Source organism: Bacillus sp. AFS002410, from assembly GCF_002556365.1.
Lineage (GTDB): Bacteria > Bacillota > Bacilli > Bacillales > Bacillaceae_G > Gottfriedia.
In genome coordinates this window covers 1-15,253 of the sequence record NZ_NUEU01000040.1, presented here as the reverse complement: position 1 = coordinate 15,253, position 15,253 = coordinate 1, and the positions used below count along the sequence as shown (strand labels likewise).

Here is a 15,253-nt window from a genome sequence, read left to right as displayed (position 1 = left end):
ACTGGAGCGACGGGAATAACTGGATCAACTGGCCCAACTGGTGAGACAGGAATAACCGGAGCAACAGGAGCGACAGGCTCAATGGGAGAAACAGGCCCAACCGGAGCGACAGGTTCAACGGGAGAAACGGGTCCAATAGGAGAGACTGGCCCAACGGGAGAAACAGGCCCAACGGGAGCGACCGGCCCAACCGGATCAACAGGCGCGACAGGCTCAACGGGAGCAACGGGTCCGACCGGAGCAACCGGCCCAACAGGCTCAACGGGAGAGACTGGCCCAACAGGAGCAACCGGCTCAACCGGCTCAACTGGCCCAACGGGAGCGACAGGCCCAACGGGAGCGACAGGCTCAACGGGAGCAACAGGCCCAACCGGAGTGACAGGATCAACTGGCCCAACCGGCCCAACCGGAGCGACAGGCTCAACGGGAGCAACAGGCCCAACAGGATCAACCGGCCAAACAGGAGTGACTGGCCCAACGGGATCAACCGGCCCAACGGGAGCAACCGGCTCAACCGGAGCAACCGGAGCGACAGGCCCAACGGGAGCAACTGGCTCAACCGGAGCGACAGGCCCAACGGGAGCAACTGGCTCAACAGGCGCGACAGGCTCAACAGGCCCAACGGGAGCAACAGGCCCAACGGGATCAACCGGCCCAACAGGAACAACGGGCCCAACAGGAACAACTGGCCAAACCGGCCCAACTGGTGCAACCGGCCCAACAGGAACAACGGGCTCAACAGGATCAACAGGCCCAACAGGAGCAACCGGAGCAACAGGCCCAATAGGATCAACAGGCCCAACCGGAGCGACAGGCCCAACGGGATCAACCGGCCCAACTGGAGAAAGGGGCCCAACGGGATCAACCGGTCCAACCGGTCCAACGGGAGCAACAGGAGTAACGGGAGCAACAGGTCGAACAGGAGCAACGGGATCGACTGGATCAACTGGCCCGACTGGCCCAACGGGATCAACTGGTCCAACGGGAGCTACAGGTCCAACAGGAACAACAGGCCCAACTGGTGCAACAGGCCCAACAGGATCGACGGGTCCAACAGGCCCGACCGGAACAACAGGCCCAACCGGAGCAACAGGCCCAACAGGCCCAACAGGCTCAACAGGATCAACCGGCCCAACTGGCTCAACAGGAGCGACAGGCCCAACCGGAGCAACAGGCCCAACAGGCCCAACAGGGGCAACTGGTACAACCGGCCCAACCGGAGCAACAGGAACAACTGGCTCAACCGGAGCAACAGGCCCAACCGGAGCAACTGGCCCAACTGGTGCAACCGGCCCAACAGGATCAACGGGATCGACAGGCCCAATAGGTCCAACAGGATCGACAGGCCCAACAGGAACAACGGGATCGACAGGCCCAACAGGTCCAACAGGATCGACAGGCCCAACTGGATCAACAGGCCCAACAGGATCAACAGGCCCAACAGGTCCAACAGGAGTAACAGGAACAACCGGGGCAACTGGCCCAACAGGAGCAACCGGCCCAACAGGAACAACTGGCTCAACAGGAGCAACGGGCCCAACAGGTCCAACCGGGGCAACGGGCCCAACAGGAACAACCGGGGCAACAGGCTCAACGGGCCCAACAGGCCCAACGGGAGCAACAGGCTCAACAGGATCAACTGGCCCAACAGGATCAACAGGCTCAACGGGATCGACAGGCCCAACAGGATCAACAGGTCCAACAGGATTGACAGGCCCAACAGGATCGACGGGCCCAACAGGCTCAACAGGTCCAACAGGAACAACGGGCCCAACAGGGGTAACCGGCCCAACAGGGGTAACAGGTCCAACAGGATTAACAGGCGCAACCGGAGTAACAGGCCCAACAGGAGCAACCGGTCCAACAGGAGTAACCGGATTAACTGGCCCAACGGGTTCAGGTGCAACGGGCCCAACGGGATCGACAGGCCCAACCGGGGCAACTGGTCCAACGGGTTCGGGGGCAACCGGCCCAACAGGATCAACGGGTCCAACAGGAGCGACGGGAGCAACAGGCCCAACGGGAGCAACTGGTCCAACCGGAGCAACAGGAGCAACCGGGGCGACTGGAATAACAGGAGCAACTGGTCGAACAGGAGCAACGGGAGCAACAGGAGCAACAGGAATATCAGGATCTAATTCCAAAGCCATTATATTTGGTGGAACTAACGCAGGATTTCAACGAATTGCTGGGTCTCCTGGAGCAGATTCTCTTACTATTCCATATGTAACTGCAGGTTCAGGTAGTATTATAGGTCTTTCAAGCTCTATAAATGTCAATAATTTAGCAGCAGGAACTTATAATATTCAGGTATGTTTCAATGTTCCTATTAATCTTTCTGCGCCGGGTGCTGGTCAAGTAATATCTACCATTAGTTTGACTCTCCCAAATAACTTAACCGGAACAATTATATTTTCTATAACACCAAATGATGTAGGTCCACAGCCTGTAACGATATTCAATCCTAGTCCAGTTACAGCAACAGCTACTGTCACTTGGACTAGTACAATTGCTGGAAATCCGGTTTCCAGAAATAATGCTATTTCATTGTTTATTACACCTCAAATAACACAAAGTGCTATTTATACAGTATTTATTGCGACTACAATTTAATATTGTTGAATAATTATAATTGAAAGGCATTTAAGGATCTTCTTATATTAAGAAGATCCTTTTTTTAATCAATAAACTTATATTTTCATAAATTTGAGGCAAGGGTTTTCTATTTTATTTTCAGTTTAAATAGTTAAAATTAGAATTTAAGATGTGAAAAAATGTATTTAATTTTTTCAAAAGTCTGTTTTGGTAGCCTTTTTTAATATAGTGAATGATAAAATTAGAGTATTCTAAATTAAAGTGAATAGAAAAGCACTGTTTAAGGTGGGGAAATGAATGAATATAAGAGAAGTTAATCTAGATGATACAGAACAATTTGTACAATTAATTAAAGAAGTCGAAAATCAGTCTGAATTTATGCTTTATGGCGCAGGTGAAAGAAACATTACAATTGAGGGACAACGTAAACAACTAGCGAATATAGAGAAATCACCTCATTCAACCGTACTTGTTGCTGAGGAGAGTTCAGGAAAGTTAGTCGGTTACTTGTTTGCGATTGGTAATAATGCAATAAGAAAAAAACATTCCGCTTATCTTGTAATTGGAATATTAAAAGAATACACAGGTAAAGGAATTGGTACAAAATTATTTCAAAGTTTAGAAGATTGGGTGGCTACTAATCATATACAAAGATTAGAGTTGACTGTTGTGACGGAAAATAAAGCAGGAATAGCTTTATATAAAAAGATGGGGTTTGAAATTGAAGGGACGAAAAGAAATTCTATTATAATAAATGGGACAAGCTTTGATGAATACCAAATGGCTAAATTATTTATAGGCGAAAAAAATAAGGATGTTGATTTTTTATGGACAGATATGAAAAACTATTAAAAAAATGGGAGTATATCATTAATAAAATAGATTGTAACAATGGAGAAGTAGATCCTTTAATAAAAGGGGAAAAAGCAACTATTGAAGAAGTGAATCAAAAAGAAAGTGAATTAGGATATAAATTACCATCATCATATAAATCTATCGTTCTAAACTTCTCAAAGTCTCTCACTTTTTATTACTCATTTTCAGATGAAACACAAATCCCGAAAGAATTTTCCGAAATTTTTTCAGGAGAAATTAATTGGGATATTACTAGTCTACAGAACATAGATAGTTTAGCAGATGAATTAGTTGAAGATGGTGAAGAGTATGGCAAGAATCTGAGAGGGAAACTTGAATTTTCACAGGCTGGAAATGGTGATATTTATGCCTTTGATATGCTATCTGAGGGTGAAGAGAAACCCGTTATTTATTGGGATCATGAAGAAGATACAGTTACATATATTGCTGATTCGTTTATTGATTATTTAGAAAAAATCTCTGAACTTAATTGTGTAGGTAGTGAAAAATGGCAAATAGAATACTTTTTAAATACTAGAGGTTTAGAAGTTTCGAGTTTGAAAGCACAAAGATGGAAGCAATGGTTTGATTCATTTTCTGAAACAACTCTAGATGATGTGAAAAATAGTATGGATAAGTTAATCGAATTTACAATTTATAGAAAAAAACTAGATTCTGTATCATTACAATCCCTTTTGAAATTTAATATAGGAGAGTTGTTTGATACATTACTTAAATATCTAAATAAATTTGAAGCACTTGAAGATAAAAAAATGATTTGTGTGATGATTGGTGAAGCTATTGGAACATATGCAATGAATTGGGTTGAAGATTTATGGGAACAGAATAATGAATCTCAATTAGATCCGGGATTGCGCTCTTATCTTAGTATAAAATGTCTTTCACCTAATAAAGGATTAATCCTAGTAACGGATTATTTGGAAAAGCAATCGCATGGAAAGATAAATGGGTATGAAGCTCTTGCTCATTTATCTTTAAACAATTCTCGTCAAGTGAAAGATTGGATGGAACGATATGTAAGATTCCCAGTTACTAGTGGCTGGTGCCAACTATATATCGAATCAAATCCTTCATGGGAAGATATAAGTAGATGGTCAGAGTTAGAGGAAATGCATCAAGTCACTATGATCCATGTATTAGAAGACTTATTAAAGAAAAAAACGTGTGAGCCTGCTTTACAGATCGATTTCACTCTGCCTTCAAAAGAAGCGTTTGTGAACTTGTTAAATGAAATAAAAATAAAGCAAATCCTTAGAACGAGGACCCAAATACTAGATTCTTTAATTGAAAATATAGATCAATTTTACTCTATGTAATTGTGATTATTATAAAAGGGATGCTTTGGCACCCTTTTATAGTATTCTATTCGAGACATAAAAAAATAGAGGAATATCCATCCTCTATTAAATGATAATTCATAGTCCTCCAAGTGCTTTAATCGTGGCCGGACCAACAATTCCATCTACAGTTAAATGCCGGTCTTTTTGAAATTTGCGCACGGCTTGGTCTGTATTGTTACCAAAAATACCATCGATACCTTTTGTACTATAGCCCAGTGCAGTAAGCTTTTGTTGTAGTTTTTTAACTGTTGTACCTTTGGCTCCCTTTTTTAAGATTGTGCCACTAGGAATTACAGCATTCGACCCACCGCTACTACTTGTTACCTTATATCCATTTGCTTTTGCTATAGAATCGAAGGAATTACTTGAAGATGTAATAACAACAGTTGTGCTCAATTTTACTCTAGAAAAAAGCCATTCTACTTCATTATCATACATTCTGACACAGCCGTGACTGACATATTTTCCAATCGAACTTGGATCATTATTACCATGAATAGCATAAGTTGTTCCCCACGTACCTCGTGCATTTAATCCAAGCCAACGATTACCAAGTGGATTTCGTGGATCTCCACCAGCAATATGACCTGTATAGTAGGGCCTATTTACAATCTTATTTACAATTTTAAACTTCCCTTCAGGTGTTAGGGATGGACTCCTACCAGTGGCCACCTTAAATACTTTGTAGAGTTTACCATTTTCATAGTAAGCAAGTTGATTTGATGATTTATTAATAATAATAAATTGACTTGTTGTTGCTGCCTGAGTAGGTTTAATACCAATACCAACAATCATAAGACAGGTTAAAATTAAAACGGTTATCCATTTTCTTATCAAAAGCTTCCCTCCCAAAAAATATAAATTCAAAATCTTAATCATTTAATCCTATGAGTAAAGAAGATGTCCAAGTTACATTTTTTTTAACTATTCAATGATTTCTTGAAAAAAATGACAATTGTAACGAGTCGGATATAGTTCTTTAGGTCTGTATAGCTAAAGAGGTATTATCAAGAATATTAAGATATAAAATTTAAGGGATATCACCAAAATAAGTGAAGTTGTGGAGAGAAAATGCTAAAATAAATATTAATTAATTAGATTATCTTAGAACTCCCCAAAAATTATTACCGGGACTTTTGTCATTACAAAATTAATAAAGGTGGAATTTTTCTCAATCAAATAATAGTTTTTTAGTGAAGAGATTAATTTTATTAATCTGAAGATAATTTAGAAACTAGCCATCAAAAGATTTTAGTAAAATAGTAGAATCTTAAAGTTCTTTCAAATGATATAAGGACTTAGCCTCTATATTTAAGATTAAAAGATAAATATAATAAATTTATAAGTATTTTGATAGGAGGAAACAGATTGTTTAAACGTATTTCTTTCTTTATTTTTGTTAATATTTTAGTGTTAATTACAATTACAACTATAACAACATTATTAGGTGTACCTCGCTATATTGGTGATTCGGGTTACTTGGCACTGCTTGCTTTTAGCGTAATTGCAGGATTTAGTGGTGCGATTATTTCATTATTATTCTCTCGTATAATGGCCAAATGGATTATGGGCGTAAAATTAATTGATGTTCGATCTCCACAAAATGAACGGTTAAATTTTGTAATTGAAGAAACATACCGTTTAGCAAAACTTGCTGGTTTAAAAAAGATGCCTCAAATCGGAGTTTATGATTCGGTTGAAGTAAATGCTTTTGCAACAGGACCTAGTAAAAGACGTTCTTTAGTTGCCGTTTCAAGTGGCATGATTAATTCAATGGATCGACCAGCAATTAGTGGTGTTCTAGCGCATGAAATTGCACATATAAAAAATGGCGATATGGTTACTACAACTTTATTACAAGGAATCATAAACACTTTTGTAATTTTCTTTTCTCGTTTAGTTGCAAAAATTGTTTCTAATTTTGTTAGAGAAGAGTTATCATATGTAGTCTATGTTCTTTGTTCGATCGTATTTGAAATCGTATTTAGTATTTTAAGTAGTCCAATTATTTTCTGGTATTCAAGAAAAAGGGAATTTAAAGCAGATCAGTATGCTGCAGAAATTGGTGGTAAAGACAACATGATTTATGCTTTAGAATCATTGAGAAGTAATATTCGATTAATAGATGATCGCCAAAAATCGATTGCCGCTTTTAAAATTAGTGGTAAAGAGAAATTTGCAAGATTATTCTCTACACATCCACCATTAGAAAAAAGAATCGAACGATTGAAATCATTATAAAAAAATGAGGGTGCCCTAAAATTATAACATTTTTAGGCATCCTCATTTTTTTATTTATTTAGAAATAGTAATAGAAGAGTAACGCTGACTTATAGGGCAGATTTTTTATTTTTTTATACTGGATTCTCATTTTTCAATTGATTAAGTCCATAACAAGAAGGATTTCATTTTATTTTAGGGAATATAGATACTTAAAAAGATGAGGTGCATTTAAATTTGGATAAAGAAAAAATTGAAAAATTTAAAATGGCGGGAATAATTTTAGGTACCTTTGTTATAACTCTTGGAATTATTATATCGATTGCGATCATTAATTTTAATCACGCTAAAGCACATCCAATCGTTGTCAAACTTCCTAAGTCAAAAAGTCAAATCAAATTAGTTGATTCAATTAAAGTAACATCAAAATTACAAACTTATGAATGTGAAGTTGTTGAACTTGCAAAAAAAGAAAATGATGAGCATTTTCAAATCGTTTGTGATTCTGGAAAATACGAATTTACTGAAAATCAAATATTCAATAAGAAACCACATAAGTCATTGGAAATCGGTGATCTAGTTTATTTAACTGCTTATGAAGACGGTAAGTTAAAGGTAAGTATTGATAGTAAGTAATGAGTTAAAAGAAAGAAAGCAATATTAAAGGAACTTCATCGTAGAAGTTCCTTTTCTAATGTACTTGATTTTTATAATGTTTCTCCGTTTGAAGCAATAACATCTTTATACCAGAAGAATGATTTTTTCTTAAGGCGTTCTAGTGTACCACTACCATCATCATGTTTATCGACATAAATAAAGCCATAGCGTTTTGAGAATTCTCCTGAAGATGCACTAACTAAATCAATACATCCCCAACTAGTATATCCCATTAATTCAACACCGTCTTCAATTGCTTCTCCCATTGCATTTATGTGTTCACGTAAATAATCAATTCGATAATCATCATTAATTGAACCATCTTCTTCAACTTTATCGTAAGCACCTAAACCATTTTCTACTACAAATAATGGGACTTGGTAACGGTCATATAATTGATTTAAACTAATACGTAATCCTTCAGGATCGATTTCCCAGCCCCAGTCGCTTGCTTTTAGGAATGGGTTTTTAACGCCACCAATTAGATTTCCTTGCGAACTTTCTAAATCGGATTTTTCTTTTTTCTCAGTTCTAGACATATAATAACTGAATCCAATATAGTCTACAGTACCTTCTTTAATTAATTCTAAGTCACCATCTTGCATTTCAATTTTAATATTATGTTCTTTAAAGAAACGTTTAATAAATGCTGGATATTCCCCTCGAACTTGTACGTCTGCGCAGAAATAATTAAAGTATCGTTCCTCCTGTAGTGCATACATAATGTTTTTAGGATTTGAGTCAAATGAATAAACTGGAGCATGTAAAATCATACATCCAATTTGTGCATCTGGGATGATGTTATGACATGCTTTAACTGCAATACTACTTGCCACAAATTGATGATGGAATGCTTGGAAAGTTGGTTGATATTTATCTTCTTCATTTTTTATAGAAAAGCCAAGTCCCATAATTGGCATAATTAAGCCACTATTAATTTCATTAAAAGTCATCCAATATTTTACTTTGTTCTTATAACGATTAAAGATTGCATTGACATATCTTTCAAAGAAAGTAACTACTTCTCGATTTCTCCAGCCACCATATTGTTTTACAAGATTCACTGGCATTTCATAGTGTGAAATTGTAACCACAGGTTCGATGCCATATTTGTGTAATTCGTCGAAAACACGATCATAAAAGGCTAGACCTTCTTCATTTGCTTCCAGCTCATTTCCGTTTGGAAAAATTCTTGTCCATGCAATTGACATGCGGAAAACTTTAAAACCCATTTCCGCAAATAAAGCAATATCTTCCTTATAACGGTGATAGAAGTCAATACCTTCATGATTTGGATAGTTATATTTTGAGCGATCAATCTCGAAATTAAAGCCAGGTGATTGTAAGATGTTCAGTCTTTCTTTTCCACCAGGAAGTACATCGGCAATATTTAGTCCTTTATTTCCTTCATAGAAGCCACCTTCCATTTGATTTGCAGCGGTTGCGCCACCCCATAAAAAATCTTCAGGAAATTTAAACTGTTTCATATTTTTTACCTCCTAATTTCTTTTTAAGTTTAAGTTAAAAGTGATTATATTCGAATAATAACGTTTACGAATACGTTAGTAAATAAGTGAACTGAAACTAGTCTCGATTAACTTAAGAAATAAATTGTTTCATAAATGTAACACTGTGTTTCTTGTTTATGTATGTTAAAATAGTAGAATAATTTAATTTTTAAATAAAAAATGATGCCACTTTTAAATATTATTTGCAAAATCTACTTAATTATAGAAGGAGTAATAGACAGTGTTTTCAAACGATCAAATAGCATCTTTTAATGAATTAGAATTATCTTTATATAATTATATTTCTCGAAACATGGAAAAAGTAGCATACATGAGGATACGTGAAATAGCAGATGAAACACATGTTTCAACTTCAACGATATTACGTTTTTGTAGGAAACTAAATTGCGACGGATTTTCTGAATTTAAAGTAAAGTTGAAAATGTATTTAGAGGAAGAAAAGAAAACTAGCGTTAAAAGTGCTCATCATACTTTAGTAGACTTTTTTGAAAGAACATTAAAAGGTGATTTAGAAGAAAAAATTAAAGAAGCAGCAATGCAAATTAACAAAGCCGAAACGGTCATTTTTATTGGAATCGGCAGTTCTGGTATATTAGCAGAATACGGATCAAGATATTTCTCAAGTTTAGGAAGATTTTCATTGTACATAAAGGACCCGCATTTTCCGATTCATTCGAAACTAAGAAATAATAGTGTAACAATTGCGTTATCAGTATCAGGAGAGAATAATTTCACTGTAAATCATTTAAATTTACTTAAGCAAGAAGGATGTAATATTATTAGCATTACAAATAATAAATTGTCTACTATTGCTAAAATGTCTGATCTAAATATTCCTTATTATGTGACAGAAGAGTATGTTGACACTACAAATATTACTACCCAAGTTCCAGTAGTTTATATTATAGAAGCGATTGCACGTGAAATTTATAAAATTAATCAATAGTTTAGTTTATTTTTAGTAAAAAAGTGCTGGAATAAAAATTTTAAAAGGCATTGAATTTTAAAATATCCGTATGAAGCTATAAGACTGAGAGGTTCGAAAAATAAACTTCATTTATAAATAATTTAATTTAAGCATGCAAAAGAAGGGGATGAGAGACTGTTCTCTTTTTTTGTTTAAAAATGTTTTGAATAATTAACAGCATATTTATAGTCAAATGGAAAAAGCAAATTGAATCGTTAAAGGATAAATAGAAAGTTAATTATAAAGTTATCTTTCAAAAACGTTAGTAAAGATACTTAAAATTCTTTATTCTCTGTCTGAATATTATATTTGTGCATTAATTTTTTTGCTTGTTCAATACCACTTTCTGTTAAATAAACTGATTTTGCACGGTTGCTACCAAATATAAGATTATTATTCGATAATTTATCAAGAGTATCGAAATGATATCCTTTCCAGCTCCTATGGTTAGTTTCACCTAATCCAGCATTTTCTTCAAATGAGGTTAAATATAACAACAATAATGTTAATTCATCAATCCGTTCTTGCACTCGATCAGTTCCTTTCTTTCACTTCTATTATTTCAATCATTTAATATAGTCATTCGATCTCGCTGACCACAATTAGGACAAGTAACAATGCGCTCATTTATTTTACCTGTTTTAAATGCTAATGCAAAATTTAATTTCGATAATTTAAAGCGATTACCGCAATAAGGACAAATAAAATGAGTGGTTTTTGTTCGAAGTTCTGAAAATTTATAAACAAAAACAAATACCAAAATCAATATGAGAATTGATTGGAAAAGACCAAAAAAATAATTTTGATTCATCCTAATCCCTCTTCCTTTTCTATTGACATATCATATGCTTTAACCAAAATAAAGATCAAATCATTTGTTAATTATGAATCTATTATACAATTCATTTTTAGTGGCATTCAATTTTAGAGTTTTCTATGACAGATCTTTTTTATATTTTTAAATAAAAATGAACAGAATACCAAAAATTAGGAAATAATAAGTCGTAATTAAAAAATTGAATCTCATTTGAAAGGAAACTATTATGAATATAAAATTCTTGTTTATATTAAACGATCAGATTCCTACTGAACCAGCTTATGTTGCGAATACTGGGAGCTATATTGACGGTGCTTTAAATATATATTTGAACGAAACTTTATATTTCCATGATCCAAATATTAATTTAACAGAGTTTGCCGTCCAACTTAATGAATGGGTTCAAAAGGTAGAAAATGGATTGCGGCAAAATATGAATTATGAATCGATTAATCGAAATGAAGATCTTATGAACTTTCTTTATAAGGGAAATGATAATTGGACTATTTACTCTGTATGGCAAATGTTTGAACCAGTTGAATCCATTAATACAGAATCCCTAATCGAATCAGTTAATAAGTTTCTTACGGAGTTAAATGGTGGCCTTATTGAATATAACTATGATTTCACGTTAGATAAATTTAAACCGCAATAATTTTTTAAAAATGAAAAGCTTTAAGTAGGTTATGCAGTTGTTAAATTTAGTAAAAAGTGAATCGAATTAGAGGATTATCAATTTTCATAAAGAAATGATAATTTAATGAACTTTTACTATTAGTGGATTTATATTCAAACATTGATGGTAAATATTTCAGGAGAAGTTTATCTAAAGGAGAGGTTCAAATGATTAATACGCTTGGACAAGTAATGGTATACGTAAACAATCAGGAAGAGGCAATGAATTTTTGGACTGAAAAAGTAGGATTTAGTGTAATTTCTGACAATAACAATGGTCATGGAATGCGATGGATTGAAGTGGCTCCTTCAAAAAATGCAGAAACAAGTATAGTGCTACATAATAAGGAGTTAATTTCGAAAATGCAACCTTCTCTAAATCTTGGTACACCTTCTTTAATGTTCTTTACAAATAATATTGATGAATTATATAGTAACTTAACAAATAAAAAAGTTACTGTTGGAGAAATCGTAGAAATGCCAACTGGTCGGGTATTTAATTTTGCCGATGATGAGCAAAATTACTTTGCAGTTATGGAAAAAAAGTAGGAATTTATACATATTAGACCCTTTGCATTGGTTCAAAAAAATAAAAACACATTGAAAGAAATTTCTATGTGTTTTTTTCGTTAGATTGAAAAAAACACCTTTATCTATAAGATAAAAGTGAAAGTACCTGTTTGCCATTGCCACCAAGAAAATCAGGTTAATATATCGTATGTTAGGGAAATTAAACAGTTCTTTTTTGGGAGATGGTAATAATTTACAGAAAAGTTGAAAATGCTATTTAGTAAATTTATACACATTTTAAAATAGATAATTTTCGAATTTATCTGTTAAAATAAACCTTAAGATTAATCATAAAAGGAGAAAACAACGAATGATGAAATTATTTTCCAAAAAGATTGTATTATTAGTTACGTCTTTAATGATTTTACTAATGATTAGTGGAGCTTTAATTTCACTAACGTATATTCCTCAAAAAGTTTACAAAGAGAATTATAATCAACAGCAGTCTATAGATCGCTCTATGGAAGGTAAATCATAATCAGTTAAAAAGCTCTAATAAGGGCTTTTTGTGTTTTAGTGATAAAATAATAAATTTTACCAAAGATTTTTAATTTCGGGGGGACTGTTATGTCGATTCAAAAAAGAATTAGAGATTATGGTGTAATTATTGGGAATTTGGAAACTGGACAATTAAATTCAATATCCGATGTTGAAGGGGTTACAGTTGGTCATGTAACAATAAGCGATCAAGATATTCAGACGGGAGTAACTGCAATTTTACCTCATCAGGGGAATCTTTTTAAGGAAAAGTTAATTGCGTCTAGCCATGTAATTAATGGGTTTGGTAAAACGATGGGGACAATTCAGATCAATGAGTTAGGAACAATTGAAACGCCAATTATTTTAACAAATACACTAAGTATTGGCACAGCTGCAGACGCTTTAATAGAGTATATGTTAGAACAAAATTCGGAAATAGGTCGCACAACAGGAACCGTTAACCCAGTGATCTGCGAATGTAATGACATGCATTTAAACGATATTCGAACTAGATATATTACAAGAGACCATGTTCATCAAGCTATACATAATGCTGACAATCTAGTAAAAGAAGGCACTGTCGGAGCAGGAACAGGTATGCTTTGTTATTCATTAAAAGGAGGAATTGGTACAGCTTCCCGACTTATGAAACTGGATCATGGGACATATACAATGGGAGTTTTAGTGTTAACAAACTTTGGGATATTAAGTGATTTAAAAGTGAACGGAAAGCCCGTTGGAAAAGAGTTAAAAGACCATATCTTAAATGAACGAGAAGAGCAAGATAAAGGTTCAATAATTATGATTGTAGCAACAGACTTGCCTGTATCTGAAAGACAGCTTAATAGAATCATAAAAAGAACGGTTACTGGATTATCAAGAACAGGTTCAATCATCACTACAGGAAGTGGTGAAGTAGTGATCGGCTTTTCAACAGCAACTAAAATCCCTCATGAAAAAACTTCAAATTGTCTTTTTGTACCGACTATACACGAAGAGGACATTGATCTAGCTTTTAGGGCAGTTGGAGAAGCAACTGAAGAAGCTGTTTTAAACTCACTAATAACTGCAACGCATATTATAGGAAGAGATGGCAATGAAAGACCAGCTTTTAAAGATTTAATTAAAAAATATAATGTTGACCTAATATAGATTACTAGGTTCTAATCTAGTAATTAAATTCATAAACTACTCTTAAACTTATGGATGGACAAGCATTAAGTTAGGAGGCAGAAAATGAAAAAAATAGTGATTGTTATATGTACTTTTTTGACTTGTTTATGTGTTAATATAATATTTTTTGAACTAACGGGTTTAAAAAAGACTAACGCAATGCAAAATGTAGCACCTAAGAATGTAGCAAAAAATGAGGTAAGTATTAATAAAAATATAAATATTTTAAAGCTACCTCTACCGAATAGTGAACAAGTAAAATATAGTGTGGAAAAACTACCTATTAATTTTAATAAAGTAGAAATAAAAAAATTAAATAGTAAATAAAGTGATTAGTAGAGTTCAGGTTAACTTTCAAATAAATATGGTAACCCACTAACAGGATTTGTTTCCTAGCGGGTTATCTTTTTTTTATTAAGGATATAGGGAGAGAATGTACTGAGTATTATTTTAGTGTTTGACTTGTTGCTAACGCGAACATTAAGTGAACAATATTGATAAAGTCGTGAACTTCGTTGATATAATCCTAGATCTCGTTGATATATAGCATACTGCCGTTGATAAATGGCCAAATCCCGTTGATATTTAGTCTGCGCACGTTCATTTAAAGATATATCCGCTTAGTATAACACCGGATTCCATTTGGATTACAACCATCGCGTGATAAAACCAAGCTATATACATTAAAAAAGGTATTGTTTGCATTAAAAAAATTTATTAAAAGAAAAATAAAAAAACCTTAGCCAATAGAATTGGACTAAGGTAGTTTAAATTGCGTATCCTTTTATAAAGTGCCAAATTCATAGGATAGTACAATTTAGAAGACTACTTTTTAATCTAATTGAAAAACAGTAATTGAAGCTCCATGCCCTGTTAGTAGTGTGACAATACCTGTCAAACCGAAAATTTCAAGTGAAATAGTATCTCCTGCATTTAACGGCAATATTCCATAATGATGAAATATAGATAGACTTAATAAAGGGGCAACAATAGTTGAAAGTTCTGGAACACCATTTATTAAAATTCGTGTAGTCAATGCTAAGGCTGCAGTAGTATTTACTGTATAAGCAAGATAATATACACCAGCATTTGCAACTGTAATCGTATCAAATGTTCCATTAATTGTGAATCCAGTACTCAAAGTTTGGGCAGTTGGTAGAGGAACAACTGTACCTCCAACTGCTACAGGAAGAACTCCTGCACTATTCAAAGCAAAGGCATAAGGGCCTTTTGGACCTGTAGGGCCAGTAGGACCAGTAGAACCTGTAGCGCCTCTTTGACCAGTAGCACCAGTAACGCCAGTATTACCAGTAACACCCGTAGGACCAGTAGCTCCAGTATTACCAGTAACCCC

16 protein-coding genes are annotated in these 15,253 nt (G+C 35.1%); 11 read left to right on the top strand and 5 right to left on the bottom strand.

The annotated features are described in order from the left end of the window. The 3 genes from CN692_RS27325 to CN692_RS18845 all read left to right on the top strand — a co-directional run. A partial coding sequence (locus CN692_RS27325) for a collagen-like protein (RefSeq protein ID WP_098120703.1) occupies window positions 1-2,613 on the top strand: 2,613 nt, incomplete at its 5' end. A gap of 279 nt (window positions 2,614-2,892) precedes the next feature. After that, a complete protein-coding gene (locus tag CN692_RS18850) occupies window positions 2,893-3,447 on the top strand; it encodes a GNAT family N-acetyltransferase (protein ID WP_098120702.1) in 555 nt (184 codons plus the stop codon). Further along, complete coding sequence (locus CN692_RS18845; RefSeq protein ID WP_098120701.1) at window positions 3,423-4,787, top strand: SMI1/KNR4 family protein; 1,365 nt, start codon at window positions 3,423-3,425, stop codon at window positions 4,785-4,787. The genes CN692_RS18850 and CN692_RS18845 overlap by 25 nt, the downstream gene beginning before the upstream one ends. A gap of 99 nt (window positions 4,788-4,886) precedes the next feature. Here the strand turns inward: CN692_RS18845 and CN692_RS18840 are convergent, their stop codons facing one another. After that, complete coding sequence (locus CN692_RS18840; protein WP_257144076.1) at window positions 4,887-5,648, bottom strand: L,D-transpeptidase family protein; 762 nt, start codon at window positions 5,646-5,648, stop codon at window positions 4,887-4,889. Window positions 5,649-6,179: 531 nt separating this feature from the next. Between CN692_RS18840 and htpX the strand changes: the two genes are divergently transcribed. Then, complete coding sequence (gene htpX / locus CN692_RS18835; RefSeq protein WP_098120700.1) at window positions 6,180-7,052, top strand: protease HtpX; 873 nt, start codon at window positions 6,180-6,182, stop codon at window positions 7,050-7,052. Window positions 7,053-7,268: 216 nt separating this feature from the next. After that, window positions 7,269-7,667 (top strand): hypothetical protein, encoded by a 399-nt coding sequence (locus CN692_RS18830; protein ID WP_098120699.1) that lies wholly within the window; start codon window positions 7,269-7,271, stop codon window positions 7,665-7,667. A 71-nt stretch (window positions 7,668-7,738) separates the two neighbouring features. On the opposite strand, the gene CN692_RS18825 is transcribed toward CN692_RS18830, so the two are convergent. Next, on the bottom strand, window positions 7,739-9,175 hold the full coding sequence (locus CN692_RS18825; protein WP_098120698.1) for a glycoside hydrolase family 1 protein: 1,437 nt from the start codon (window positions 9,173-9,175) through the stop codon (window positions 7,739-7,741). A 262-nt stretch (window positions 9,176-9,437) separates the two neighbouring features. On the opposite strand from CN692_RS18825, the gene CN692_RS18820 reads away from it, so the two are divergent. Next, on the top strand, window positions 9,438-10,163 hold the full coding sequence (locus CN692_RS18820) for a MurR/RpiR family transcriptional regulator (protein ID WP_098120697.1): 726 nt from the start codon (window positions 9,438-9,440) through the stop codon (window positions 10,161-10,163). Between the two features lie 296 nt (window positions 10,164-10,459). Here CN692_RS18820 and CN692_RS18815 read toward each other — a convergent pair whose 3' ends face one another. Together CN692_RS18815 and CN692_RS18810 are read right to left on the bottom strand one after the other, a co-directional pair. Further along, the gene (locus CN692_RS18815) at window positions 10,460-10,714 is read right to left on the bottom strand and encodes a DUF6429 family protein (RefSeq protein ID WP_098120696.1); all 255 of its coding nucleotides are present in this window, start codon (window positions 10,712-10,714) and stop codon (window positions 10,460-10,462) included. Between the two features lie 32 nt (window positions 10,715-10,746). Further along, complete coding sequence (locus CN692_RS18810) at window positions 10,747-10,995, bottom strand: hypothetical protein (RefSeq protein ID WP_098120695.1); 249 nt, start codon at window positions 10,993-10,995, stop codon at window positions 10,747-10,749. A gap of 232 nt (window positions 10,996-11,227) precedes the next feature. Here CN692_RS18810 and CN692_RS18805 point away from each other — a divergent pair, with 232 nt between their 5' ends. The 5 genes from CN692_RS18805 (at window position 11,228) to CN692_RS18790 (ending at window position 14,226) form a co-directional block, all read left to right on the top strand. After that, the gene (locus CN692_RS18805) at window positions 11,228-11,656 is read left to right on the top strand and encodes a DUF7878 domain-containing protein (RefSeq protein ID WP_098120694.1); all 429 of its coding nucleotides are present in this window, start codon (window positions 11,228-11,230) and stop codon (window positions 11,654-11,656) included. A 188-nt stretch (window positions 11,657-11,844) separates the two neighbouring features. Next, window positions 11,845-12,225: a VOC family protein gene (locus CN692_RS18800; RefSeq protein WP_098120693.1), complete on the top strand. Its 381-nt coding sequence runs from the start codon at window positions 11,845-11,847 to the stop codon at window positions 12,223-12,225. Between the two features lie 331 nt (window positions 12,226-12,556). Beyond that, window positions 12,557-12,724, top strand: a complete 168-nt coding sequence (locus tag CN692_RS26250; RefSeq protein WP_179874484.1) for a hypothetical protein — start codon at window positions 12,557-12,559, stop codon at window positions 12,722-12,724. 89 nt (window positions 12,725-12,813) lie between these two features. Further along, window positions 12,814-13,878 carry a DmpA family aminopeptidase gene (locus CN692_RS18795; RefSeq protein WP_098120692.1) on the top strand — a complete coding sequence of 355 codons (1,065 nt, stop codon included), beginning with the start codon at window positions 12,814-12,816 and terminating at the stop codon, window positions 13,876-13,878. Window positions 13,879-13,962: 84 nt separating this feature from the next. After that, the gene (locus CN692_RS18790) at window positions 13,963-14,226 is read left to right on the top strand and encodes a hypothetical protein (RefSeq protein WP_098120691.1); all 264 of its coding nucleotides are present in this window, start codon (window positions 13,963-13,965) and stop codon (window positions 14,224-14,226) included. Window positions 14,227-14,731: 505 nt separating this feature from the next. Here the strand turns inward: CN692_RS18790 and CN692_RS18785 are convergent. Beyond that, window positions 14,732-15,253 (bottom strand): collagen-like protein (locus CN692_RS18785; protein WP_142317545.1); only part of this gene is annotated, 522 nt, incomplete at its 5' end.